At 41.7% G+C, this 22,515-nt stretch carries 19 protein-coding genes, 1 tRNA gene and 1 pseudogene; 8 read left to right on the top strand and 13 right to left on the bottom strand.

From position 1 onward, the window contains the following. Positions 1 to 85 precede the first annotated feature (85 nt). The 6 genes from sufB to CYJ57_RS06555 are packed head-to-tail and all read right to left on the bottom strand — an operon-like array spanning position 86 to position 5,692. On the bottom strand, positions 86 to 1,504 hold the full coding sequence (gene sufB, locus CYJ57_RS06580; protein WP_101954610.1) for a Fe-S cluster assembly protein SufB: 1,419 nt from the start codon (positions 1,502 to 1,504) through the stop codon (positions 86 to 88). Between the two features lie 60 nt (positions 1,505 to 1,564). Then, the gene (gene sufU, locus CYJ57_RS06575) at positions 1,565 to 2,014 is read right to left on the bottom strand and encodes a Fe-S cluster assembly sulfur transfer protein SufU (RefSeq protein WP_101954609.1); all 450 of its coding nucleotides are present in this window, start codon (positions 2,012 to 2,014) and stop codon (positions 1,565 to 1,567) included. After that, the gene (locus CYJ57_RS06570; protein ID WP_101954608.1) at positions 2,004 to 3,239 is read right to left on the bottom strand and encodes a SufS family cysteine desulfurase; all 1,236 of its coding nucleotides are present in this window, start codon (positions 3,237 to 3,239) and stop codon (positions 2,004 to 2,006) included. Before CYJ57_RS06570 ends, sufU begins: the two co-directional genes overlap by 11 nt. Then, positions 3,236 to 4,531: a Fe-S cluster assembly protein SufD gene (sufD, locus tag CYJ57_RS06565; RefSeq protein WP_101954607.1), complete on the bottom strand. Its 1,296-nt coding sequence runs from the start codon at positions 4,529 to 4,531 to the stop codon at positions 3,236 to 3,238. The genes CYJ57_RS06570 and sufD overlap by 4 nt, the downstream gene beginning before the upstream one ends. Beyond that, positions 4,532 to 5,308 carry a Fe-S cluster assembly ATPase SufC gene (gene sufC / locus CYJ57_RS06560; protein ID WP_101954606.1) on the bottom strand — a complete coding sequence of 259 codons (777 nt, stop codon included), beginning with the start codon at positions 5,306 to 5,308 and terminating at the stop codon, positions 4,532 to 4,534. Positions 5,309 to 5,341: 33 nt separating this feature from the next. Beyond that, on the bottom strand, positions 5,342 to 5,692 hold the full coding sequence (locus tag CYJ57_RS06555; protein ID WP_101954615.1) for a metal-sulfur cluster assembly factor: 351 nt from the start codon (positions 5,690 to 5,692) through the stop codon (positions 5,342 to 5,344). A 242-nt stretch (positions 5,693 to 5,934) separates the two neighbouring features. On the opposite strand from CYJ57_RS06555, the gene CYJ57_RS07940 reads away from it, so the two are divergent. Both CYJ57_RS07940 and CYJ57_RS06545 read left to right on the top strand, forming a co-directional pair. After that, positions 5,935 to 6,060, top strand: coding sequence for a hypothetical protein (locus CYJ57_RS07940; protein WP_006700952.1), 126 nt, complete (start codon positions 5,935 to 5,937; stop codon positions 6,058 to 6,060). A gap of 15 nt (positions 6,061 to 6,075) precedes the next feature. After that, entirely contained in the window at positions 6,076 to 7,299 is a 1,224-nt protein-coding gene (locus CYJ57_RS06545; protein ID WP_280522423.1) for an FAD-dependent oxidoreductase, read from the top strand. 67 nt (positions 7,300 to 7,366) lie between these two features. Here the strand turns inward: CYJ57_RS06545 and CYJ57_RS06540 are convergent, their stop codons facing one another. Further along, entirely contained in the window at positions 7,367 to 8,203 is an 837-nt protein-coding gene (locus CYJ57_RS06540; RefSeq protein WP_180764428.1) for a C39 family peptidase, read from the bottom strand. Between the two features lie 446 nt (positions 8,204 to 8,649). Here CYJ57_RS06540 and CYJ57_RS06535 point away from each other — a divergent pair, with 446 nt between their 5' ends. Both CYJ57_RS06535 and CYJ57_RS06530 read left to right on the top strand, forming a co-directional pair. Beyond that, on the top strand, positions 8,650 to 9,291 hold the full coding sequence (locus tag CYJ57_RS06535) for an SGNH/GDSL hydrolase family protein (protein WP_101954603.1): 642 nt from the start codon (positions 8,650 to 8,652) through the stop codon (positions 9,289 to 9,291). A 95-nt stretch (positions 9,292 to 9,386) separates the two neighbouring features. Further along, a complete protein-coding gene (locus CYJ57_RS06530; RefSeq protein WP_180764427.1) occupies positions 9,387 to 9,794 on the top strand; it encodes a DUF4430 domain-containing protein in 408 nt (135 codons plus the stop codon). A gap of 72 nt (positions 9,795 to 9,866) precedes the next feature. Here CYJ57_RS06530 and CYJ57_RS06525 read toward each other — a convergent pair whose 3' ends face one another. Further along, positions 9,867 to 10,079, bottom strand: a complete 213-nt coding sequence (locus tag CYJ57_RS06525; RefSeq protein WP_101954601.1) for a hypothetical protein — start codon at positions 10,077 to 10,079, stop codon at positions 9,867 to 9,869. Positions 10,080 to 10,159: 80 nt separating this feature from the next. Between CYJ57_RS06525 and CYJ57_RS06520 the strand changes: the two genes are divergently transcribed. Together CYJ57_RS06520 and CYJ57_RS06515 are read left to right on the top strand one after the other, a co-directional pair. Continuing rightward, positions 10,160 to 10,390, top strand: coding sequence for a hypothetical protein (locus CYJ57_RS06520; RefSeq protein ID WP_101954600.1), 231 nt, complete (start codon positions 10,160 to 10,162; stop codon positions 10,388 to 10,390). Positions 10,391 to 10,433: 43 nt separating this feature from the next. Beyond that, positions 10,434 to 10,517 (top strand) — tRNA-Leu (locus CYJ57_RS06515). A 69-nt stretch (positions 10,518 to 10,586) separates the two neighbouring features. Here the strand turns inward: CYJ57_RS06515 and CYJ57_RS06510 are convergent. Together CYJ57_RS06510 and CYJ57_RS06505 are read right to left on the bottom strand one after the other, a co-directional pair. Then, positions 10,587 to 12,764 (bottom strand): Tex family protein, encoded by a 2,178-nt coding sequence (locus CYJ57_RS06510; RefSeq protein ID WP_101954599.1) that lies wholly within the window; start codon positions 12,762 to 12,764, stop codon positions 10,587 to 10,589. A gap of 92 nt (positions 12,765 to 12,856) precedes the next feature. Beyond that, on the bottom strand, positions 12,857 to 13,555 hold the full coding sequence (locus CYJ57_RS06505; RefSeq protein ID WP_180764426.1) for a metallophosphoesterase family protein: 699 nt from the start codon (positions 13,553 to 13,555) through the stop codon (positions 12,857 to 12,859). 162 nt (positions 13,556 to 13,717) lie between these two features. Here CYJ57_RS06505 and CYJ57_RS06500 point away from each other — a divergent pair, with 162 nt between their 5' ends. Then, positions 13,718 to 15,184 carry an NCS2 family permease gene (locus CYJ57_RS06500; protein WP_101954597.1) on the top strand — a complete coding sequence of 489 codons (1,467 nt, stop codon included), beginning with the start codon at positions 13,718 to 13,720 and terminating at the stop codon, positions 15,182 to 15,184. Between the two features lie 68 nt (positions 15,185 to 15,252). Here CYJ57_RS06500 and CYJ57_RS06495 read toward each other — a convergent pair whose 3' ends face one another. From CYJ57_RS06495 to CYJ57_RS06490, 3 genes and pseudogenes are all read right to left on the bottom strand, one after another. After that, on the bottom strand, positions 15,253 to 18,144 hold the full coding sequence (locus CYJ57_RS06495; RefSeq protein WP_101954596.1) for an insulinase family protein: 2,892 nt from the start codon (positions 18,142 to 18,144) through the stop codon (positions 15,253 to 15,255). A gap of 671 nt (positions 18,145 to 18,815) precedes the next feature. Continuing rightward, a pseudogene (locus CYJ57_RS08100) lies at positions 18,816 to 18,938 on the bottom strand (LPXTG cell wall anchor domain-containing protein); the annotation flags it as partial. Positions 18,939 to 19,315: 377 nt separating this feature from the next. Further along, a complete protein-coding gene (locus CYJ57_RS06490) occupies positions 19,316 to 20,845 on the bottom strand; it encodes a helix-turn-helix domain-containing protein (RefSeq protein WP_101954595.1) in 1,530 nt (509 codons plus the stop codon). Between the two features lie 250 nt (positions 20,846 to 21,095). Here CYJ57_RS06490 and CYJ57_RS06485 point away from each other — a divergent pair, with 250 nt between their 5' ends. Continuing rightward, positions 21,096 to 22,466, top strand: a complete 1,371-nt coding sequence (locus CYJ57_RS06485) for an ISL3 family transposase (protein ID WP_101954594.1) — start codon at positions 21,096 to 21,098, stop codon at positions 22,464 to 22,466. The last annotated feature ends 49 nt before the right edge of the window (positions 22,467 to 22,515 follow it).

The following is a 22,515-nucleotide window of genomic DNA, read 5'->3' as shown; positions in this document are numbered from 1 at the left end:
TTGCTATCCTTATTATACATCATTTAACGAGAAGAACCCATCTGTATTCATGAATTTTCTGTGAAATCAGCAGCTCTCAAAGCTTCTACCCCACACTGCCTTCCATTTCATAGGCAATGAGACGGTTCAGTTCCACCGCGTATTCCATCGGCAGTTCGCGTGAGAATGGTTCAATAAAGCCTTGGACAATCATCTCGGTCGCTTTCGCTTCATCCAATCCGCGTGACATTAAGTAATAGAGCTGCTCTTCCGAAATTCGTGAAACTTTGGCTTCGTGCTCCAAGCTTACATTCGATGTATGAATCTCGTTAAATGGAATCGTATCCGAGCTCGATTCCTCATCCAAGATAATCGTGTCACATTCAATATGAGAGAATGAACCCGGTGCATTCGCATCAACCCGTAATTGGCCGAGATAGTTCACCGAACCGCCGCCTTTGGCGATCGATTTTGAAATAATCGAGCTGCGTGTATTCGGTGCATTATGAAAAATCTTGGTTCCTGTATCTTGGATTTGCCCTTCATTGGCCATCGCGACACTAATCACATTCCCGACAGCACCCTCACCGTCAAGGTTAATACTTGGATACTTCATCGTTGTTTTGGCGCCTAAGTTCCCATCGACCCACTCAACTTGCGCTCCCGAACCAGCGGTCGCTCGCTTGGTTACTAAGTTGTAGACATTATCGGACCAATTCTGGATGGTTGTATAACGGAACTTCGCATCTTTTTTAACAAAGACTTCAACGACGGCGGCGTGAAGCGCACTGCGTGAATACATTGGCGCTGTACAGCCTTCCACATAATTGATATCAGCACCTTCATCAATAATAATTAAGGTCCGCTCGAATTGTCCGATAGTTTCTTCGTTGATGCGTAGATATAGTTGGAGCGGAATATCAATTTTGACATTTTTCGGAACGTAGATAAAGCTTCCCCCCGACCAAACCGCTGTATTTAAGGCGGCAAATTTATTGTCGTCATAAGGAACTAACGTGCCAAAATATTCTTGGACAAGCTCTGGATATTTTTGAACTGCCGTATCGGTATCGGTAAAAATAACGCCGAGTTTCTCGTATTCTTCTTTCATCCCTTGGTAGACGGCTTCCGACTCATATTGGACGACCGTTCCAGCTAAATAAGCTCGCTCTGCTTCCGGTACGCCGAGTCGTTCGAATGTTTCCTTAATCTTATCAGGAACATCATCCCAACTCCGGACCGGTCCATCGGTCACTTTGCGGTAATATTTATAGTCATTAATATCGAGTGCGGTCAAATCATCTTTACCCCAACGTGGCATTGGCCGTTGGATAAAGTGATGATACGCTTCAAGTCGTATATCGAGCATCCACTGCGGTTCGTTCTTAGCCGCTGAGATCTCACGGACGATTTCTTCAGTTAATCCAGTCCCTGTATCATAGACGGCATGGATATCCTCATCGTAGAAGCCGTACTCGTATTGGCCCTTCTGTGGGACTTCGTGTTCACGTTCTGGTGTTGTCATCGACTAACTCCTTTCGTTGTTCTAAAGTTTAATAAATGTTTAATATGCTAGGGTCGCTGATTACTCAACTTCGTCTTCATCCACCGCTTGTTGGAAAGCTTTCCAGGCAAGCTGGGCACAGCGAATTCGGGCTGGAAATTGCCGGACGCCCTCAATCGCTTGCGCTTCACCGAGTTGGCTAAGGTGCGCAACAGGCTGACCTTGCACGAGCGCATTGAAGTCTTCAATTAATTGTTCTGCTTCTTCTAACGTCTTGCCTTGCAGAACTTCTGCCATAATATCGGCCGACGCCATTGAGATGGCACACCCTTCCCCATTGAAGCAGACTGCTTCAACGCGTTGGTCTACCACTTGAATTTGAACATAGACTGTATCCCCACAACTTGGGTTCAACAAGGTGAATTCATGCGTCGCTCCAGCGAGTTGTCCTCGGTGTTTGGGATGTGTTGATCGTTCAACAATCACCGCTTTATACAGTTGATCCATCCGATTGAGTTTATTAAGGCTCATGGTTAAAGTACTCCTTCGTTAGTTGCACTGCTCTCACAAATTGCTCAGCATCTGATTGCGTATTATAAGCAAAAAAGCTTGCGCGTGCTGTGGCTGGGACTTCCAAGTGTCGCATCAATGGCTGACAACAATGATGCCCAGCACGAATTGCGATGCCGAGTTGATCCATGGCTGTCGCAACATCATGCGGGTGAATCTGATCGATGTTAAAACTAATTACACCAGCATGCTCTCCTGGGTTCTGAGAGCCGTAGATTGTGACACCTTCGATCTCTCTTAGTGCTTGGATCGTCCAATCCGTTAAGGCTTGAACATGTTGGTAAATTTGCGGGCGTCCTACCGAATCAAGGTAGTCCATGGCGGCGCCAAGTCCGATCACTCCTGCAATATTTGGCGTCCCCGCCTCAAAACAATAAGGAGCTGGCTTCCAGTTCGCTTCATATAGTCCTACTTGGTTGATCATCTCACCACCGAATTCAATCGGTTGCGTCTGATGTAGTAATGATTTTTTACCATAAAGAATCCCAATGCCGGTTGGACCGCACATCTTATGTCCACTCAACGCATAAAAGTCGACATCAAGTTCCGTTACATCGAGCGGATGGTAGGCGGCCGCTTGTGCGCCATCGACGACGATAACGCCACCGACCTGGTGAATTCGCTCCGCTAACTGTTGGATCGGCTGCGTAACACCCAAGACATTTGAGACGTGACTAACAGTTAATATTCGCATTTTATCGGTAATTCGTTCCATTGCTTGTTCAAGTTCAATTTGCCCAGTCACTGGATCCACTGGCAAGAAGACCAGCTCGGCGCCAGTTCGCTTCGCAACTTGTTGCCAAGGCACTAAGTTCGCATGGTGTTCGGTAATAGTTAGACCAATTTGGTCACCTGGTTGCAGTATGGATTGGGCATAACCTTGGGCGACCAAATTCAGACTGTGAGTCGTCCCTTTAGTAAAAACAATCTCTTCAGCGGATTGAGCGCCTAGATAGTCAGCCGCGCGTTGGCGCACCCCTTCGTATGCTTCCGTTGCCATATAAGACAACGTATGGGGGCTGCGGTAGACATTGGCATTCATCGTCTCATAGTAATGCTCAATCACATCAATCACTTGCTGCGGTTTTTGGGTTGTCGCCGCATTGTCTAAATAAATAAGTGACTCATCATTTACTTTTGTCGTTAAAATTGGGAAATCTTGGCGAATCTTTATGCTATTGATCATGCTAACGTCGCCAACTTCTGTTCGATCGATTCGATTAAAGCTTCACGGTCTTCCGCTAGCGGAATTGCTTGGATAACTTGACCTAAGAAGCCACGGATCACTAATCGTTCAGCTTGTTTACGTGTAAGTCCGCGACTCATTAAGTAAAACAGTTGGACAGGATCTAGCTGACCTACCGAAGCAGCGTGTCCTGCTTGGACTTCAAATTCATCAATCAATAAGATTGGGTTCGCATCGCCACGCGATTCATCCGATAACATTAAAATACGAGATTCTTGTTGGGAGTTCGCATCTTTGGATCCCTTAATAATATGACCAATTCCGTTCATCGTTAAGGTTGATTGGTCCAATACGACTCCATGTTGGAAAATTTCCCCGTCGCTATGGTTGGCATAATTCGTTACTTTCGTATCAATGACATGCTTTTGTTCACCGTGAGTAATTGAGACAATTTTGACTTCGGATTGGCATGCTTCACCGTGTAAGTCAACATTATAATCCGAAATCGTCGTTCCGTTATTTAAAGCCCCGACCGCCCAATCAATTTGACTATCTCGCAATTGGTAGGCATTACGACGCAAATAAGTCGTGATGGATTCGCCCATCGAGTCAATCGCAGCATATTGAATGCGACTCGCTGGTTGCGTAATGATTTCTGTTACAATAGTCGCATTACTTGGTGCTTCTCCAACGCTTGATAAACGTTCCATATATTGCATCGCACTTTGTTCTTCCGCCACAATTAAAATGTGTGGGTGATAAGACGACGTCGTTCGGGCATCTTGAATTAAATGAACTTGTACTGCCCGTTCAATCTGCACGCCTTTTGGTAAATAGACAACGACGCCACTGCTCATTAACGCTTGATGCAAGGCAGCATATTTATCATGTTGGTACGGCAAGGCTTGCGTCATCAACCATTGTTCGATTAATTTGGGTTGTTGTTGCATCGCTTCTTCGAGCGTTAGAAGTAGGACACCCGCTTCAGCCAGTTCCGGGGCGAGCTCACGATGGATCAATTGATTATGGAATAAGATAATGCTTGCTGCTACTTCTTCTGACGAAACAGACTTAACATGATCTAAGAGTTCCGCCGGCACTTCATGCTCTTTGCGTTCATAGCCTGATGTTAGGTCGAACGTCCGAGAAATTTTACCCCGTTCAACTTTTGGATAAGGTAAGCTTTCATATAAATCTGCCGATTCTTGACGGCGGTCGAGCACCCATTGCGGCTCGTTCGCTTGGCTTGCGACTTGCGCAATTTGGCAAGCTTGTTGAAATGATGCTAGCACTTACATTCCCTCCTCTTGGGACAGATCGAGATTTAATTCTTCTGCTAAGCCACGGTAACCGTCAGCTTCCAATTGAACGGCTAACGCTTTGTCGCCGGTCACAACCACTCGACCGTCCATCATAATATGGACATAGTCTGGCTCGATATAATCCAATAAACGTTGGTAGTGCGTAATAATTAACGCACCGAAGTCATCACGCTCCATACTGTGAATCCCATTGGCCACAAGGCGTAACGCATCAATATCAAGACCTGAGTCAATCTCATCTAAAATCGCAAATTTCGGTTCAATCATTAACATTTGCAAAATCTCATTACGCTTCTTCTCTCCGCCTGAGAAACCTTCATTCAAGTAGCGTTCTGCCATTTCTTCTTTCATATCGAGCAGCGCCATCTTCTCATCTAATTTCTGAATAAATTCCATCACACCGATGCTGTCGCCTTCTTCGCGCTGTGCATTGATTGCCGCACGAATAAATTCCGCATTGGTAACTCCGGTAATTTCGCTTGGGTATTGTACCGCTAAAAACAGTCCGGCTTTAGCGCGTTCGTTCACTTCTAGTTCTAATATATTTTGACCGTCTAAAAGGACTTGGCCTTGGGTAACTTTATAAGCAGGATGCCCCATGATAGCTTGGGCCAAGGTAGACTTTCCTGTTCCGTTCGGTCCCATAATGGCATGAATCTCTCCGCTAGACATCTTTAAGTTGACGCCTTTCAAAATTGACTTCCCTTCAACTTCAACGTGTAAATCAATAATTTCTAATGTAGACATGTGATACTCCTTCTTATCTAAATTCAATTTGTGTTAGCCGTTCATTGGAATGCCGAGCGCAATCCGTGCATAACGTGACATTTTCGTCAAGTCCCATGGTGGGTCAAACGTAATCTGGCACTCCACCGTTTCAACTCCTGGCAGGTGCTCTAAAGCAAACTTGATATCTCCGACAATATAATCGACTAATGGGCAGCCCATCGTAGTCAAGGTCATAATGACTAAACATTTGCCGGCTTCATCTAAGGTAACTTCATAGATTAGTCCCATATTGACGATATCGATCCCAAGCTCAGGGTCAATCACCTTCGTCAATAAGTCGAGAATCTCCTTCTCACGTCCGATTGCCTGATCGTGAAATTGAATATTGTAATGTTGGTTCATTCGCATCGGCCCCTCCTTCGAGTCTTTTTAGCACAGCTTAATATACCTTATACAGTATAGATGGAAACGACGTATTTATCAATTAAGACGCGACGTTGCTGTCGTGCTCAGTTGGGACTGGGTCGACCTTATCCACACATCAATTAATATTTTAAATATTTTTCATATCAAGCCAAATAGTTGCGAAAATTACGGAGAAAGGTATACTTAATTTAACCTATTATAAATAAGGAGGAGTATCTATGAAATACATAGTAGTTGGGACCTCTCACTTCGGTTACGAAGTAGTGCAGACCCTATTAAAGCAAGAACCTCAAGCTGAAATCCATTTATACGAACGTGGTGATGATGCGTCATTTATGGGTTGAGGTAGCCAATCTTATATAGAGGGGACCTCTAAGAGCTTAGACGAATTACACTTTGCCAATAAAGCATCTTACGCATCACAAGGCATCCATATTCACTGTGGCAGCGATGTTGTCGGTGTGGATCCAGAAGCGAAGACCGTTACGGTGAAAGATCACGATGGTGAACATCAAGAGTCATACGACAAACTATTACTAAGCCCAGGTGGGGTGGCTGTGAAACCACCTCTTGAAGGTGTAGATCTTGATGGCATTACAACGTTCCGTGGGCCAGAAGATACGCAAGCTGTGAAAGACGCAATGAAGACTGCAAAAACAGCAGTCGTTGTCGGTGGTGGCTACATCGGGCTAGAAGTTGCGGAAGCTTTAGCACTCGAAGGCATCGAAACAACCATTGTTGACTTAGCAGACCGCATCTTGAACACTTACTTAGATACTGAGTTTACCGATATTTTAACGGAACACGCACGTCAAAAAGGTGTTAAATTTGTAGGTGGCGAGCGCGTTGAGAAATTCACCGGCAATGAAGCGGGACACGTTCAATCAGTTGTAACTGATAAAGGTGAATACGCTGCGGACTTAGTCGTTCTATCAATGGGTGTGAAACCAGACGCAGGCTGGTTGAAAGATACCTTGAAGATGGATGATCATGGCTACATTGAAGTGGACGAATACTTACAAACTTCTGCCGACGATGTCTACGCAGGCGGGGACTCAACCTATATTCCATACGGACCAACTGGTAAGCCATTCCCAATTGCTTTGGCAACGATGGCGCGTCGCCAAGGGGTTGTCGCAGCCATGAACGCATTAGGCCATCCAATGAAGATGCCATCTATGAATGGAACTTCTGCCTTACGTTACTTCGATTATAACTTTGTAACAACCGGCCTATCTTCATCCAACGCCGATCAATATGATGGTGAAGTCGCAAGTACTTATGTTGTAGAGAAACGCTATCCAGACTTTATGCGTCAAGAGGACAATGAAATTATGATGAAAATCTTCTATGATGCGAGGTCACATCGCATTTTAGGTGGACAATTGATGAGTAAACACGATGTTTCAGATGGAATTGTTGCCCTATCAATTGCGATTTCAAGCGAGTGGACCTTAGAACAGTTAGCGTTAGCGGATATTCATTTCCAACCTAACTTCGACCGTCCATGGCATTACCTCAATGTACTGGCAATGGCAGCGCTCGACTGGCCATTCAGTGGTGCAGATAAATTACTCTTTTAAGCTTTACACAAATCCTATATAACAATCAAAGCAGGCTGAATTCAGCCTGCTTTTCTAATGGAATATTTTATTGCGGTTGGAAAGCCCAGTAGTTTAAACTACTATCAATCAAGGTTTGCGCTGCGACGGGTTGAATTGACCAGAAAAATTCTGGTGAATCATTGGGATCATTGAGGTATACATTGTAGCCGTCATAACCTCTAACAACCATGACATGTCCACCTCGCGTAAACGCACCCGGTCCAACAGCGACAATGACCGGGTGGCCCGATTGGATATGATGCATCGCTTGGGTAAAATCATTACCCAGATCGGTCACTTGATAGCCAAAATGCTCCCCAAAATCATGATAGATACTCCACGCCGTTCCTTGATGGTGTAAGTAATACGTATCCCCTGCCCAACGTACAATCGATTGAGGCGAGGAAGGACCGCCATAGTAAGCGTCCACCATCGCGAGCGATGCAATCGCACAGCCATTTTCCCATAACTTACGGGAATCATCAGTGCCATACGATACGTTAGCCCAGCGCGGATCATTTTGATTATAGTAAGGAATATCGATTTGATCGGCTGATTCAAGTGAAGACAGTTGCGCTGGATGACGGGGGATAAAGAGGTGTCCGACATCGGCAGGGCGGTCTCCTCGTTCTTCAATGAGCTGCTCGATCTCTAGTTGATGGTCTAAGTAGTCGGGCGCATATTGTGACGCAACAGATTGATAATAAGCGTAATCGACGGGTGAACCGCCAAAGAAACGCAACCACAAACCAACGAATCCGCCGATGATACATACGATGATTACTAAACTTAAGACGACTTTCCCGGTCGTAAATTGTCGGGTGCGTTGATTTTTGCGCCGTGATGTTGACTTCTTCTTACTGGATTTACGCTTTTTTGCCATCGGTCCACCCCTTTCTTTGATAGTTGAATTATACCATAAATAGAAACAATCTGAGTTGTCGTGTTGTGAAACGCCACAAACTGAAAAACAGGCGTGGTTTCTGTTTATGAGTTGCCATAAACTGAAAAACAGGCGTGGTTTCTGTTTATGAGTTGCCATAAACTGAAAAACAACCGAAGTTTCTGTTTATGAGTCGCCACAAACAGAAAAACCGACGAAGTTTCTGTTTATGAATCACAATAAACAGAAAGCCAACCAAAGTTTCTGTTTATGAATCGCAATAAACAGAAAAACCGACGAAGTTTCTGTTTATGAGTTGCCATAAACAGAAAACCGACCCAGGTTTCGTGTTATGAGTCACCATAAACAGAAAACTACATGTCTTGCATGAAATCAGTGTCTGTATTATCATTCAGTTAGAATTATCGATTGAAAGAGGGCTCATTATGTTAAATATTCAACCGAAAGACACACTTTTATTTATTGGGGATAGTATTACAGATTGTGGACGCCGTGACTTTTTCCAGGCGAATCTCGGCCAAGGTTATGTCAATATGATCGCAGGTGATTTATACCGTAAATTCTTCCATTATCATTTGAATATCATCAATCGAGGAGTTTCTGGTAATACGATTGCAGATCTTGTCGAACGATGGCAAAGCGATTGTCTGGATTATCAACCAGATATTATTACTATTCAAATTGGTATTAATGATATTTGGCACCGATATTCGGCGGAAACACACTTAACACCAGATGGACTAGCTCAGTTTATCGCTCATTACCGTTACCTGATCCAATCAGTCAAAGCACAGAACGCTGCTACCCACATAATTATAGTAGAGCCTTTCTTACTGCCAGAACCTGAATTCAACCAAGCAATGTTAACAGACTTACTCGCAATGAATCAAGCGATTAGCCAACTCGCTGAAGATGAAGCCGTCCTCCTCGTTAAAACACATACGATTATGAATCGGCTGGCGAAAGGGTTAGGTTGCACTACGGTCGCTGGTCAAGATGGAGTCCACCCGACTTCATTTGGGCATGCGCACTTGGCAGAGCGGTGGTTTGTCACCACACGAGTCTAATGTAAAGTATTTCGAATCTGCTTGCTTATTCGATATTTTTCTTTTAAACTATTGTAAGAAAATAATGATTGAGGAGGATTATCATGTCTCTTTGGATGAAAAAAATTGTCTTATTGTTAATGGGTGCCACTGTTCTTACGGCGTGTCAGCCACAAAACAACGCAGCTCCGACTGAATCAACCACCGTTGAATCAACGACCGTGGCGGAAGAAGCTGAACTAGAAGTAACGATTGATATTATCGTAGAAGATGAGATTGTCAACAAAGGAGAGCAAACCTTTAAGGTGGCAGAAGGCGCAAACTTGCTGGATGTTATGAAAGAACACTTTGAGGTTGTTGAAAAAGATGGTTTTATCTCTAAAATTAATGACCATGCCCAAGATGAAAAAGAAAATATTTGGTGGTTATACGATGTGAACGGTAAGATGGCAGAAGTAGGCGCCAATGAATTTATCTTAAGTGATGGCGATCATGTTGAATGGAAATTAACTGCCTTTGAATAAAAATTAATTTAGACCATACAAAAGCTGACTGGATAGGATCTTCCTGTCTCAGTCAGCTTTTTGGGTATTTTATTATTTTTTACGAATAATTTCGACATCGTTATCCGTGTCCTCACCCATTTGAGATTGGTTGAACATCTGTCTTCTTGTATCGTTCGTATCTGATCCCATGCGATGCATCGCTCGACGTTCTTGTTCTTGTTGGAACTTCATCATCGCATTGCGAGAGTTGAGATAGAAAAAGGCTAATCCTCCGATAATAACAACCATAAATAAATAGACCATTGAACTCCCTCCTTGCATGCTTATTGTACTATAATTTTCGATTCTTTGATATAATGGATTATGAAAGGAAGTGAAGTCAGATGGCTGAAACATCGAAAATGCATCGTAGACGTATGGTGCTGCAATTAGGCAATTGGATTGCATGGCTTGGAATGATTGTTGGCATCATCAGTTTCGCTTGGCAACCACAAATCCTCGCGCCGCTCAGTATATTATTTGGCTTAATTGCTTACTTTACCCCTGCTCGAAGCGCTGGTATACTCGCGTTCACAATTGGGCTGTTCTCACAGTGTCTCTTACTCATCTTCTAATTGACAGCTTGAGAAAAAATCGGTATGATAGACAAGTGATTAAGCGGTCGTGGCGGAATGGCAGACGCGCTAGCTTGAGGGGCTAGTGGGATTTACTCCTGTGGAAGTTCGAGTCTTCTCGGCCGCATGTTATATTAATAATATTGAGTTCATAATAAATCGGGTTGATAAAAATCATCAACCCGATCTTTTTATATTATTTCAATCGCTTCAAGCCAATCCGTTCCTTATCAAGATCTAAGCTAATAACTTCAACTTGGACAATATCACCCACGGCGACCGCTTCAGATGGATGTTTGATGTAGCGATTCGAAAGTTGTGAGATATGGATGAGTCCATCTTGTTTCACCCCAATATCAACAAATGCTCCGAAGTCGACAACATTTCGAACGATGCCTTCTAACTCCATCCCGACTTCTAAGTCTCCCATCGTGAGGACATCAGAACGCAGCGTTGGCGCTGCCTGCCCTTCCCGAATATCTGCTAATGGATGCGCCAAACATTGTAGAATATCTTCGGCCGTCGCTTCACCTATTTGGTGTTTTTCAGCAACTTCGCTCGCTTTTAACGCTAAGATGCGTTCAGTCGTTGACTCGGATCCGATGGTATCGAGGGTCAATCCTAAGTCCGCTAAAATCGCAACCGCTGTATCGTAAGATTCCGGGTGAATCCCCGTACTATCCAGTGGGTTATCGCCGCCAATAATTCGCAAGAATCCAACCGCTTGTTCATAGGTTTTTGGCCCTAAGCGTTTGATTTCTTTGATTTGACGACGATTATTGAAGTGTCCAATCTCATTACGCAAAGCAATGGTATTTTTAGCAGTTGCTGCCGTCATCCCAGAGACATGCTCTAAGAGTTGCGCACTGGCAGTATTAATGTCTACCCCGACCTTATTCACCGTAATATTGACAACGAAATTCAACTGCTCATTTAAGTCTTTCTGGTTCACGTCGTGCTGATATTGCCCGACGCCCATTGATTTAGGATCAATCTTAATTAATTCAGCCAGCGGATCTTGTAAACGACGTGCAATCGAAACAGCACTACGCTCTTCGACTTCATAATCAGGGAATTCCTCGCGCGCAATCGCACTCGCACTATAGACTGATGCTCCCGCTTCAGAAATCACGATATACTTCGTATCCAGTTGGTGATTTTGAATCACTTCGGCTACAAATTGCTCACTCTCACGACTAGCCGTCCCATTACCAATCGCAATAATATCTACATTGTAATCTTGAATTAATCTTAATAGTTCATCGGCTGCTTTTTCCTTACGACTGGAACTTCCTTTAAGATGCGGATAGATGATTGCTTTATCTAACACTTTACCAGTTGGATCAACAATCGCTAATTTACATCCGGTTCGGTAAGCAGGGTCAAAGCCCATCACAACTTGGCCTTTCATCGGGGGTTGGAGAAGCAGGTTTTGCACATTATCACCGAATACTTTAATCGCTTGCTCCCCTGCGCGTTCGGATAAGCTATTGCGTAATTCGCGCTCAAGTGCCGGGAAGATAAAGCGTTTATAAGCATCACGGATGGCTTCTTCAACGCGTTCGCGTTGTGAGTCGGTTAATTCATCCATGATATAGCGCTTAATCATATAATTGATCGCTGGCACTTCATCGAGTTCGATTTTAACTGTAATGACGTCTTCTTTCTCAGCACGATTAATTGCTAGAATTCGATGTTCAACAATTTGTTGTACGGGTTCTTGATAATCATAATATTGGCTGTAAACACCTTGCGGGTCGCGTTCTTCATCTTTAACCGAAGTCATTAAGATTGCATTGTAAGCCATATACTTACGGATAAAATCACGAAATTGTGGGTGGTTACCGACTTCTTCTGCTAGAATCTCATGCGCCCCTTGTAAGGCATCTTCGATGGTTTCTACTTCTTCAGATAAGTACTGCTCAGCGATCGCATTTACTTCGCCTTCCCCACCAGTCTTAAGCCATAGCGCTAACGGCTCTAATCCTTGTTCGCGGGCAATCGTCGCTTTTGTCCGACGTGTCTGCTTATATGGACGATATAAGTCCTCTAATTGTTGCAGCGTGGTCGCTTGCGAAATCTCTTGCGCTAATGCATCGGTCAGCTTGTCTTGTTCAGCAATAAGACGTTGTACTTCTTCACGACGCTCTGCTAAATTCATTTGATAACGGTAGCGTTGCTCGATATCACGAATTTGCACTTCGTCTAACGAACCTGTCTGATCTTTTCGGTACCGGGCAATAAAAGGAATCGTACTTCCTTCACTTAGTAAGTTTAGTACAACTTGAATTTGCTTCGGTTGAATCTTCGTTTCTTGACTGATACTTTTAATAATTTCTAATTCATTGATTACTTCGTTTTTTTCTGCTGCCATACGTAATTATTCCAAACTCCTCTACTATTCCAAATACTACAAGCTTTACCTACTGATCATTGGCCTCGTCATAAGATGGCAGGTCACTTTTCTCAGAGAGAAACTTCCTCAACTTCCTGTGAGTTAATCCGAATGCCAAATAACGGTCCACCATAGACCCGGCCGCCATCAATACCCCACTTGTGGTCTTCAACCCATGGTTCATCCTTATCATGTAAATAATGAATCGGCGTGTGACCGAAAATAATATTCAATCCTGTGTGATTTTCACCTTGATGGAACGGTTCACGAATCCAGACGAATTCATCGAGTGCAGTCTGGCGCCAATCTTCTTGCTCTAAATCAACGCCCGCATGAACAATCAAATGATCGCCAAAACGGTAATAAAAACGCGTTGACTCAAGCAGTGGTATAAGCCAAGGAAATTCTTCTTTAACTCGCTCAGCTAATTCGACGGCATCCATCTCGATGACCGATTCCATCGGTATCTTTAATAGTTGAGAGAGCGTATAATTTCCTCCGTTACGTTCATAGAGTTTACGCTTCTCGAGTGGATTATTTAAGAAATCCATCAACATCTTTTCGTGGTTCCCCCGTAGTGGGATAAACTGTTCCGGATATTTTTCAGTCATTTCCTTGACCCAATACAGTACTTGGTCCGAAGCGGGTCCGCGATCGATATAGTCTCCCACCATAATTAATAATTCACTTGTAGGATTCCAATGGGTTAACATCATCATTAAGTCGTCGTACATCCCATGGATATCTCCGATTACAAAAGCTTTCTCCAAACGATTCCCTCCCATCATAACGCTCTCATTATATCACAGTTTATAGATCGAAACACGAACATTCCTTCGTTAGCTATGAATCTTTTACCTGATTTGATAGCATTCTAATCTTTGCGTTTGTATGATAGTGATGTAATTATCTTTATTTTATAGGAGGATGTTATGTTAAGTCTTGAGCGTTTCTTCAAGTTAGAGGAAAATGGAACCAATGTCAGCACAGAAATTTTGGCTGGGATTACCACTTTCTTCGCCATGTCGTACATTATCTTTGTGAATCCGGCGATTCTTGCCCTGTCGGGAATGCCAAGCCAAGCAGTCTTTTTAGCGACAATTTTTGCTTCAGCGATTTCAACGGTATTTATTGGACTATTCGCAAATGTACCTTATGCTCTAGGTCCAGGTATGGGATTGAACGCTTTCTTTACCTATACCGTTGTTTTTGGGTTAGGTTTCACTTGGCAAGAAGCTTTGTCTATGGTCTTTATTTGCGGAATTATTAACGTATTAATTACAATTACAAACGTACGTAAAATGCTAATTCTAGCCATTCCTGATTTTATTCAACACGCTATTTCTGCTGGTATCGGTGTTTTTATTGCGTATTTAGGAATTAAAAATGCGGGGCTACTAACTTTCTTAGCAGACGCTACTCAAATTATCTCCGTTAACGGAACGGCAGGTAACCAAGTCAGCGCGGGCCAAGGTGTTGAAACAATTCTGATGAATGGCGGCGTCTTACCTGAGCTAGCCAATGTGCTAGATATCGAAATCTTACTCGTGATTGTAGGACTTTTCATTACCGTCGCCTTAATGATTCTCAATGTTCGAGGGGCAATCCTAATTGGAATCATCGCCACTACGGCACTAGCCATCGCAACTGGGACGGTTGATTTATCATCGATTGATTTTGGTGCGAGCAACTTAGCAAATTCATTCAAAGCTTTAGGCGAGACCTTCTTCGTCATTTTCAAGCCTGAAGGTTTACCTTCACTCTTCCGAGACCCGACACGGATTCCTGTCGTCATTATGACAATTTTTGCCTTTAGTTTATCGGATGTCTTCGATACCATTGGAACTTTTATCGGAACGGGCCGTCGCAGCGGCATCTTCTCAGACCAAGATATTGCTGAACTCGAACACTCTTCAGGGATTACGTCTAAAATGGACCGCGCGCTATTCGGAGATTCTTTTGGAACGGTCTTCGGTGCACTATTAGGGACAAGTAATACGACCACTTTTGTCGAATCCGCTGCAGGGATTGGGGCAGGCGGTAGAACAGGTTTAACTTCTGTCTCAACCGCTGTGTGCTTTATCTTAGCCATGTTTCTATCTCCAATTATTGGTGTCGTCCCACCTCAAGCAACCGCTCCAGCACTGATCGTTGTCGGTGTTTTAATGTTAGCTAGTTTTGCTGAAATTAATTGGTCCGACTTTGAATTTGCTGTTCCAGCATTCTTCGGTTCCGTCTTTATGGGGCTTTGCTACTCCATTTCTAATGGGATTGCGGCTGCTTTTATCACATACGGTGTTATCAAAATTATTAAAGGTGAAGCTAAAGAAGTCCATCCTATTTTATGGATTTCAATGGGACTCTTTATACTAAACTATATTGTTTTAGGTGTGCTATAAGCATTCATAATTTAGTCCATATTAAAAGAAGGTGCATTGCGCACCTTCTTTTAAGTTAGGCTTTTGTACTATAAGGTTTCAATTTGGTCAAATAAATCGGCATTCTTTTCAATTTGGACTTTGTTACCAATTACAACAACGGTACTATCTTGTAACGCTTGATACAATGGCTCTTGATAAGCATGAACCTCTTCCAAGGTCGTATCGAGGACTTCTTGCTTCAGTTTTAATAAATCTTCTGTTGTGACGCCTTGCTGATCCATAAAGAATGCCGCCGCTCCTTTGTCATAGGCTGATTTCGGTTGAATTAAACTACTATATGTTCCAATTATTTTCTTCAAGAGAGCTTCTTCGGAGATATCGATTTCCGCTAAGTAATCTGGTAATTGATGATAAACTTCCAACGTCCGCGCAATATGCGGATCGCGGTAGGAAGTAAAACACAGACGACCTGAACGGTCATTGCGATATCCTGCACCGTAGGCACCGCCTTGAACGCGTACCACGTTCCATAAGAAATCATAGTTCGCAATATTCGCCATAACTAAGCTCGACCCACGAAATTCGATCGCTTCACGCGAATCTGCACCTAAGACGACATAGTTCACGTCTTGTGAAGTAATGAAAGCTTCATTGCGTTTTGCTCCAGGTTGATAATGAATTGCTTCGCCCATCGGTTCTGTGCTTAAGGTAGCAAATTTATCAGTTAGAATGGCTTGAACTTCATCTGCTACGGCTGCATCCCCAATGTAATGTGCATTGAAACGTTCACGATGAAGCAACTTGGCAAACACTTGACGTAATTGTTCTAATTTATCTTCCGCTTGGTCGGATTCAAACTCTTTACGGAATGTGTTTAGATAGCTAAAGAATTCAATCCCTTTTGCATTATCAGCTAATTTAGAGCCTGGACGTAATTGACTTGCCGCTCGCGCTGCCGCTAACATATTCGCTCTAAAATCAACTAATTGCTCGAAATCAGAGATCGAAGCTGCGACTACATTTTGAACTTCTGTCTTGTTGTTAAAGGTTGAGGCTGTTGCGACTTCATGTAGCAAGTCAACGAGAGTTTCAAGTTGATCATGTAGGGCTTTCCCTTTGATGACGAAGTAAGGCTTCACCAGACCCGCACGATTTTCTAAGACCACTACTTCACTATCGATACCCCCCGTATGAGAGTCAATCGCAATTTTCAACTCGCTCAGCGAGTGATTTTCAGTAGAGACGTTAGTTAAAAGATTCGATAATAGGCCGAGCGCAATATAATCTTTGGCTTCAAAATCCGACAAGTCAAAGTATAGATTAATATAGTCGATGCCTGAAGTAAATTGTTCGCTCACATAGAACGTACCAAAGTCTGCCCAGTCTTTTTTCGTTAAGTTATAATCTTCTTGCTCAATCGTTAAGTCTGAGCGTTGAAGTGACGGAATCTTATCCAAGTCTTCCGGTTTATCCGGTGTAGATTGACGCTCCATGAGTTGGTGCGTGCTTTCTACAATAGCCTCAAGCTCTTCTTGACTTAAGCTAGCCTTATATTCTTGGAGTTTTTCAAGCACTGCTGCTTCAGCTCGGTCATTTTTACCCGGTTCTGCTTCAAGAACAACTTCAACTCGATGTGGATTATCCAATAATTTCTCTTGGATTAATGTTTCTAAGTATCCTGACTTCGCACGTTTCGCGACTTCTTCTAAATAATGTGAGAATTCAAACATTAAATAAGGCGCTTCATCATATAACCAACCTGCTAAGGATTGAATCGCGAAGATAACACCACGTGGATTACTCTCTGAAATTGCGGCTTCTTTAAATTTAAAGCCGATTTTATTTAAAGCTGAATCGATTAATTGAGTCGGAATACCTTCTTTAACTAATTGCGTTAGGGTATCATGGACAACTTGCTTGAATGTCTCTAACTTCGAAGCATCAGAATATTTGGCCGTAATATTGAACATATCGACATAGCCTAGTGGGTCCATGGAACCTTCGATGCTGCCTCCAACTTGCGCTTCCAGCAAAGCTTTCTTCAATGGAGATTCATTATTCCCCATCAAAATCTCGCAGAGAACTTCCATTCCATAGAGATCGAGTTGATCTTCTGCAGTTAATACGTTCCAAGCGAGCGTTAAGAATGTCTTACCTGCTGAATCTTCTCCCTCCGTAATTGAATACGTCGCATCAATCCGGTCTTTGACTGGTGCGGTTGGGGTAAAAGCTAAATTGATAACTTCATCACTTTTTTCATAAGTCTCAAAGTATTCTTCTAATAGATTAAATGCCGGTGCTTCCTCCATATCACCATATAAAATAGTGAAAGAATTTGACGGATGGTAGTGGGTCGCGTGATAATCTACAAACTCTTCGTAGGTCAAATCTGGAATCGCTCGAGGATGCCCGCCTGATTCATGGCGGTAGGCTGAATCCGGATAAAGTGCCGCTGAAAGAATATTGTAGAGCTGAACTTCTGGTGAAGCCGTTGCTCCCTTCATTTCATTATAGACGACGCCAGTATAAATTAAATCATCTTCCAAATTTTCTAAATGATAATGCCAACCTTCTTGAGCTAAAATCTGTGAATCATGGCGCAAGTTCGGACGGAATACCGCATCCATATAAACGCTCATTAAGTTCATAAAATCTTTTTGATTTGTCGATGCAATCGGGTACACGGTCTTATCTGGGTAGGTAATTGCGTTAACAAAGGTATTCAATGATCCTTTGATGATTTCTACAAACGGTTCTTTTGACGGGTATTTCTCAGACCCATTCAGCACCGCATGCTCAATAATATGCGTAATCCCGTTGTCACTGTATGGTGGTGTGCGGAACCCAATCATAAATGCTTTGTTTGGATCCTCATTCGCTAACCTTAAAACTCTTGCGCCCGTCTTTTCGTGTTGATAGACGGTCGCCGTCGACTGAATATCGGGTAGCTCACGTGTTTCTATTTTATTAAAAGCCATTGGCTCACTCCTTAATTTATCGTTTAATCAATTATAAATATAATTGAAGCGTTTTACAACAGAGAAGATGGGCGTTTTGAAAGTTGACCGCTAAGTTTTCTTGGTTTGACTGAGACTGTGGGTGATTTAGGAGATGCAGGTGCTCATAAACAGAAATTGGGTCGAGCTTTCGTGTTATGGAGTGCCATAAACAGAAAGAGAAGCGAGTTTTCGTGTTATGGAGGGTCATAAACAGAAAATATGTTGAGTTTTCTGTTTGTGGAGTGTCATAAACAGAAAATGTGACGAGTTTTCGTGTTATGGAATCTCATAAACAGAAAATATAGTGGGATTTCGTGTTATGGAATCTCATAAACAGAAAATATGTTGGGTTTTCTGTTTGTGGAGTGTCATAAACAGAAAGTAGATCGAGTTTTCGTGTTATGGAGGGCCATAAACAGAAAATATGTTGAGTTTTCTGTTTGTGGAGTGTCATAAACAGAAAGTAGATCGAGTTTTCGTGTTATGGTGTTCCATAAACAGAAAGAGAAGCGAGTTTTCTGTTTGTGGAGTGTCATAAACAGAAAGTAGATCGAGTTTTCGTGTTATGGTGTTCCATAAACAGAAATATTTTTGCACCAGGATTTCCTTATTCAAAAAAGGTTTGGCGAGATCGCCAAACCTATCTTCGATTAAATATGCTTTCCTTCTTTTGAAGAAGATAGAATTACTCCTCCTAAAACCACAGCCATCAAGCTCGTAATAACCAGTGCTATTCTGGCAGAATTCTCACCTGTCTCAGGTAGATTGCCTTTGTTTTGTTCGGTCTTAGTTTCCTAATATTTGTTAAATAATAATTCTCTGACTTATTTTTATTATTGTCACTGCCATACTTGCCCAGTATTAACTCGGTCTTATTTTTTTACCACCTTTCCTTCACTAACGGTGCATTGCAATCACACCTTTTTGTAAAATACTTAAAGAGTATACTCCATTATTCATTGCTTTACTGGCTTTTATTCACCTATTTTGTTTTTATTCCGAACAACTCCATCACACTCTTATCAGTTTGTTAAATTACAGAAATTTATATTCCGAGTTTTGTCACAAAACTACTATTTAAGAACACCCACTTACTCCAACAAAAAATCGCCTCACAATCGTGAGGCGATAGATCATCTATTTCAAAGCTTTATTTTTTTAGTAGTATATTGGACAGCATCGATGTGTCTGAGTCATTAATGAGTCTGACTATTTGATAAATCCAAAGAAACGTTTCAACATTTGGCATCGATTGAATGTTAAAGGTATGAATACCCGGAGTTTCAGGAATATCGTAGCTTGTCATAATAATTTCATACTCACGACTCTTTAAAACTTGCTCCCAATCCACTGGACGATTTTGAACATGAACCGTTACATAACTGTGAACAATAGGATCAAGAATCGCTTTATATTCCAGGTCATATTGGCAGTTACCTGTATAAAGCAATAGATCAATTTTTACAATTTTATTTAGTTCTAGAATCGTATCTGGCCAGATAATAATATAATAGAACAATAAAAACTCAATTCTTTCAGTATAGATTTCGGGATTTACATTCAATTTTTCGCAAAAATCTTGAATAATTGCTCGTACATCAAGAATATATTGTGGATTGATAACCGCAACTTCATGAACCAAATTACTTTGATGCCCAATCGGATCATCAATAATAAACTTCATATTTTCATTTTCTGAGACACATAAGTTATAGATGGTTAAAGAAATCATTTCAATATCTTTTTGTGTAGCGGCTTGTAATTCATACTTATCCTTGAGTTTGAACATATCTTGCTCAAATTCTACGATTGCATTTTTGACCTGATCCGGAATCATTTTATTTTTTTCGAGCATCGAACGGTTTAGCAATGTTCCCTCATATATAATTCCCGGCGCCAGTTGTGGAATTAATTCGAATAACGAAAAGACTCGTCCATGAATTTCTACTTCATCAAAAGGGTCTTGGCCAGATAAGATAACGGATAAGTCTTTATTTCCAATCGTCCAATCTTCCTTCATTAAGGGATAACCGTTCACAAAACGCTCATAGTTTAAGCCAACTTGTAAATACAGTAGCGGATTCGAAGTAAAGTTTTTGAGATAAGGTGAATTTGCTGACATTATTTCAAAAAGTTCAATTGCTTCCTGTTGGCTAATATCTTTGAAAGGCCACACAGAAATATCATCATAGTGGTGTAAAATATATGGATAGATTAAGCGAATCATTAATTCATCCCCTCGTAGTTCAAGGGGAGAGGTTGTAATCTGTAGTGGAATCTTTGATTCCTCAAAAAACTGATTGATTTGTTTAATTGCTCGATACGTAGAACTTCGACTGACAAAAATCCGTTCACTAAACTCTTCAATCGAACGATATTTTTCCCGAATCAAAGCACATAATAAACGAAATGTTGTTGCTTTTTCGCTATATTTTCGGAAATAATATTTATCTGTCGTCGTACGGTTTAAGCCAATATTAATTAGACTTCCAGACTCAGTGACGACTAATTCATTCGGGAAAATTTCCTGAATTTCATTCAAATCTCGGATAATCGTTGACCGAGTGCAATCTAAGCGCTCAGAAAGTTCTTTATAGGTCAAATTTAAATTTTCATTTTGCTGATAAAGATTGAGCAGCGATAATTGTCGGCGATCTTTGGTTGAAAGAAGCCTTAGCATTCTTACTTCCTCCTATAATATTGTTATATCGTCTTCACATTATTATACTAGTATACCATAAACAGTTTTATATTCATGTCCATAAATATTTCGATAAAATTATTTTACGAACAATGTTGAAAAAAAGGTTCTATAATAAATGATGTTGGTGAGTGAAAACTCATTGGCATCATTTTTTATTTTATATTGAAAAAGAGCCATAGAATTCCTAAAATGTAAGTGCTAATCAAACATTAGAAAGGAAGTTCCTATGACTCAGAACCATTGTATCGCAAAATTGTTAAAAATTGAAGACCCACATATCAAATTAGAAGACCAAGTGGAAACCGTTCGCCATAAGAATCGTAATGAAATCCATTTAATTGGCACTTTAACCTACCGCCCTACGGCTTGTCAGCACTGTGGTGCTACCAATCATTCAAGTGCAGATATCATCAACCACGGATTTGTAAAGTCCAAGCTTCTTCTAGGTCAACTAGACTTTCAAGCGATTCGTTTAGTTTTGAAAAAGCAACGATTCTATTGTAAGCATTGTCAGCACACCTTTACTGCTCAGACAGATCTGGTGGATGCGCATTCCTTTATTAGTAAGCGAATCAAGCACATGATCCTTTTTGAACTGGCTCAAACACAGTCCATGTCCTTGATTGCTCAACACTTCAACGTATCCGTGACCACGGTGATTCGTATACTTGAAGAGAGTTTAGAAGCAGAGAAGAGCTACCGTCCACATCTACCTCAACATCTAGCTATTGATGAATTTAAATCTGTTAAATCAGCTATTGGAGCCATGTCCTGCGTGCTTGTTAATAATCATAAGCATACTCTTTTTGATGTCTTAGAAGATCGCACGCAAAAGACCCTCGAAGCTTATTTTATGCGCTATTCTCTACAAGAGCGTCGAAAAGTGAAGACGATTACTATTGATATGTACAGTCCTTACTATAAATTCTTCCAAGAGCTCTTTCCTGATGCCAAAATGATTATTGATCGCTTCCATGTCATCCAACTACTGAATCGGACCTTAAATCAAATACGAGTGAAGGTGATGAATCACCTCAAGACAAAACGCCCACGTGATTATCGAAAGCTCAAGCAAGAGTGGAAGTTAATCCTCAAAAATAGCGAAACGTTAGACTTTACCAACTATTACGCTCATCGTCTTTATGAGGGAGTTATGACTGAGAAAATGCGAGTGGACTATTTGATTCAGTTAGATCCTCGCTTGAGGCAAGCTTATGACTGGGTCAATCGGATGAAGTTTGCCGTCAATCACCATCATGACTCGGAAATTGAATACTTGTTAGAAGAAAGCCGAAAATATACCTTCTCTCGTCCACTTCGTAAGAGCTTTAATACCATTAAGCGCTATCTCGAAGGAATCAAGAAAGCTTGTCATTACACCTTATCTAATGGCTATATTGAAGGAGTTAACAATAAAATCAAGCTCGTTAAACGAACCGGTTACGGTTACCGTCGCTTTGACCATCTCAAGGCTCGCATTATCCTGACTCAAAAACTAACATCCGAAGGCAAACCAATCCTACGCCCCTTAACATTTAAAGAAGAAAAGCAACAAGAAAAAGAAAAGGAAGAAGCTAATATACAATCTGCTGCTTAGTTAATAGATAGCACAATAAAAACCCAGAGAAAAATTCTCTGGGCAGGAA

It is taken from the genome of Falseniella ignava, assembly GCF_002847645.1.
Lineage (GTDB): Bacteria > Bacillota > Bacilli > Lactobacillales > Aerococcaceae > Falseniella > Falseniella ignava.
This window is presented reverse-complemented; position numbering and strand designations above follow the sequence as displayed.

Coding starts and splice junctions, on each gene's coding strand:
- sufB (WP_101954610.1), bottom strand. CDS start 1,504: ATGACAACACCAGAACGTGAACACGAAGTCCCACAGAAGGGCCAATAC.
- sufU (WP_101954609.1), bottom strand. CDS start 2,014: ATGAGCCTTAATAAACTCAATCGGATGGATCAACTGTATAAAGCGGTG.
- CYJ57_RS06570 (WP_101954608.1), bottom strand. CDS start 3,239: ATGATCAATAGCATAAAGATTCGCCAAGATTTCCCAATTTTAACGACA.
- sufC (WP_101954606.1), bottom strand. CDS start 5,308: ATGTCTACATTAGAAATTATTGATTTACACGTTGAAGTTGAAGGGAAG.
- CYJ57_RS06555 (WP_101954615.1), bottom strand. CDS start 5,692: ATGAACCAACATTACAATATTCAATTTCACGATCAGGCAATCGGACGT.
- CYJ57_RS07940 (WP_006700952.1), top strand. CDS start 5,935: ATGAAATACATAGTAGTTGGGACCTCTCACTTCGGTTACGAAGTAGTG.
- CYJ57_RS06540 (WP_180764428.1), bottom strand. CDS start 8,203: ATGGCAAAAAAGCGTAAATCCAGTAAGAAGAAGTCAACATCACGGCGC.
- CYJ57_RS06535 (WP_101954603.1), top strand. CDS start 8,650: ATGTTAAATATTCAACCGAAAGACACACTTTTATTTATTGGGGATAGT.
- CYJ57_RS06530 (WP_180764427.1), top strand. CDS start 9,387: ATGAAAAAAATTGTCTTATTGTTAATGGGTGCCACTGTTCTTACGGCG.
- CYJ57_RS06525 (WP_101954601.1), bottom strand. CDS start 10,079: ATGGTCTATTTATTTATGGTTGTTATTATCGGAGGATTAGCCTTTTTC.
- CYJ57_RS06520 (WP_101954600.1), top strand. CDS start 10,160: ATGGCTGAAACATCGAAAATGCATCGTAGACGTATGGTGCTGCAATTA.
- CYJ57_RS06510 (WP_101954599.1), bottom strand. CDS start 12,764: ATGGCAGCAGAAAAAAACGAAGTAATCAATGAATTAGAAATTATTAAA.
- CYJ57_RS06500 (WP_101954597.1), top strand. CDS start 13,718: ATGTTAAGTCTTGAGCGTTTCTTCAAGTTAGAGGAAAATGGAACCAAT.
- CYJ57_RS06495 (WP_101954596.1), bottom strand. CDS start 18,144: ATGGCTTTTAATAAAATAGAAACACGTGAGCTACCCGATATTCAGTCG.
- CYJ57_RS06490 (WP_101954595.1), bottom strand. CDS start 20,845: ATGCTAAGGCTTCTTTCAACCAAAGATCGCCGACAATTATCGCTGCTC.
- CYJ57_RS06485 (WP_101954594.1), top strand. CDS start 21,096: ATGACTCAGAACCATTGTATCGCAAAATTGTTAAAAATTGAAGACCCA.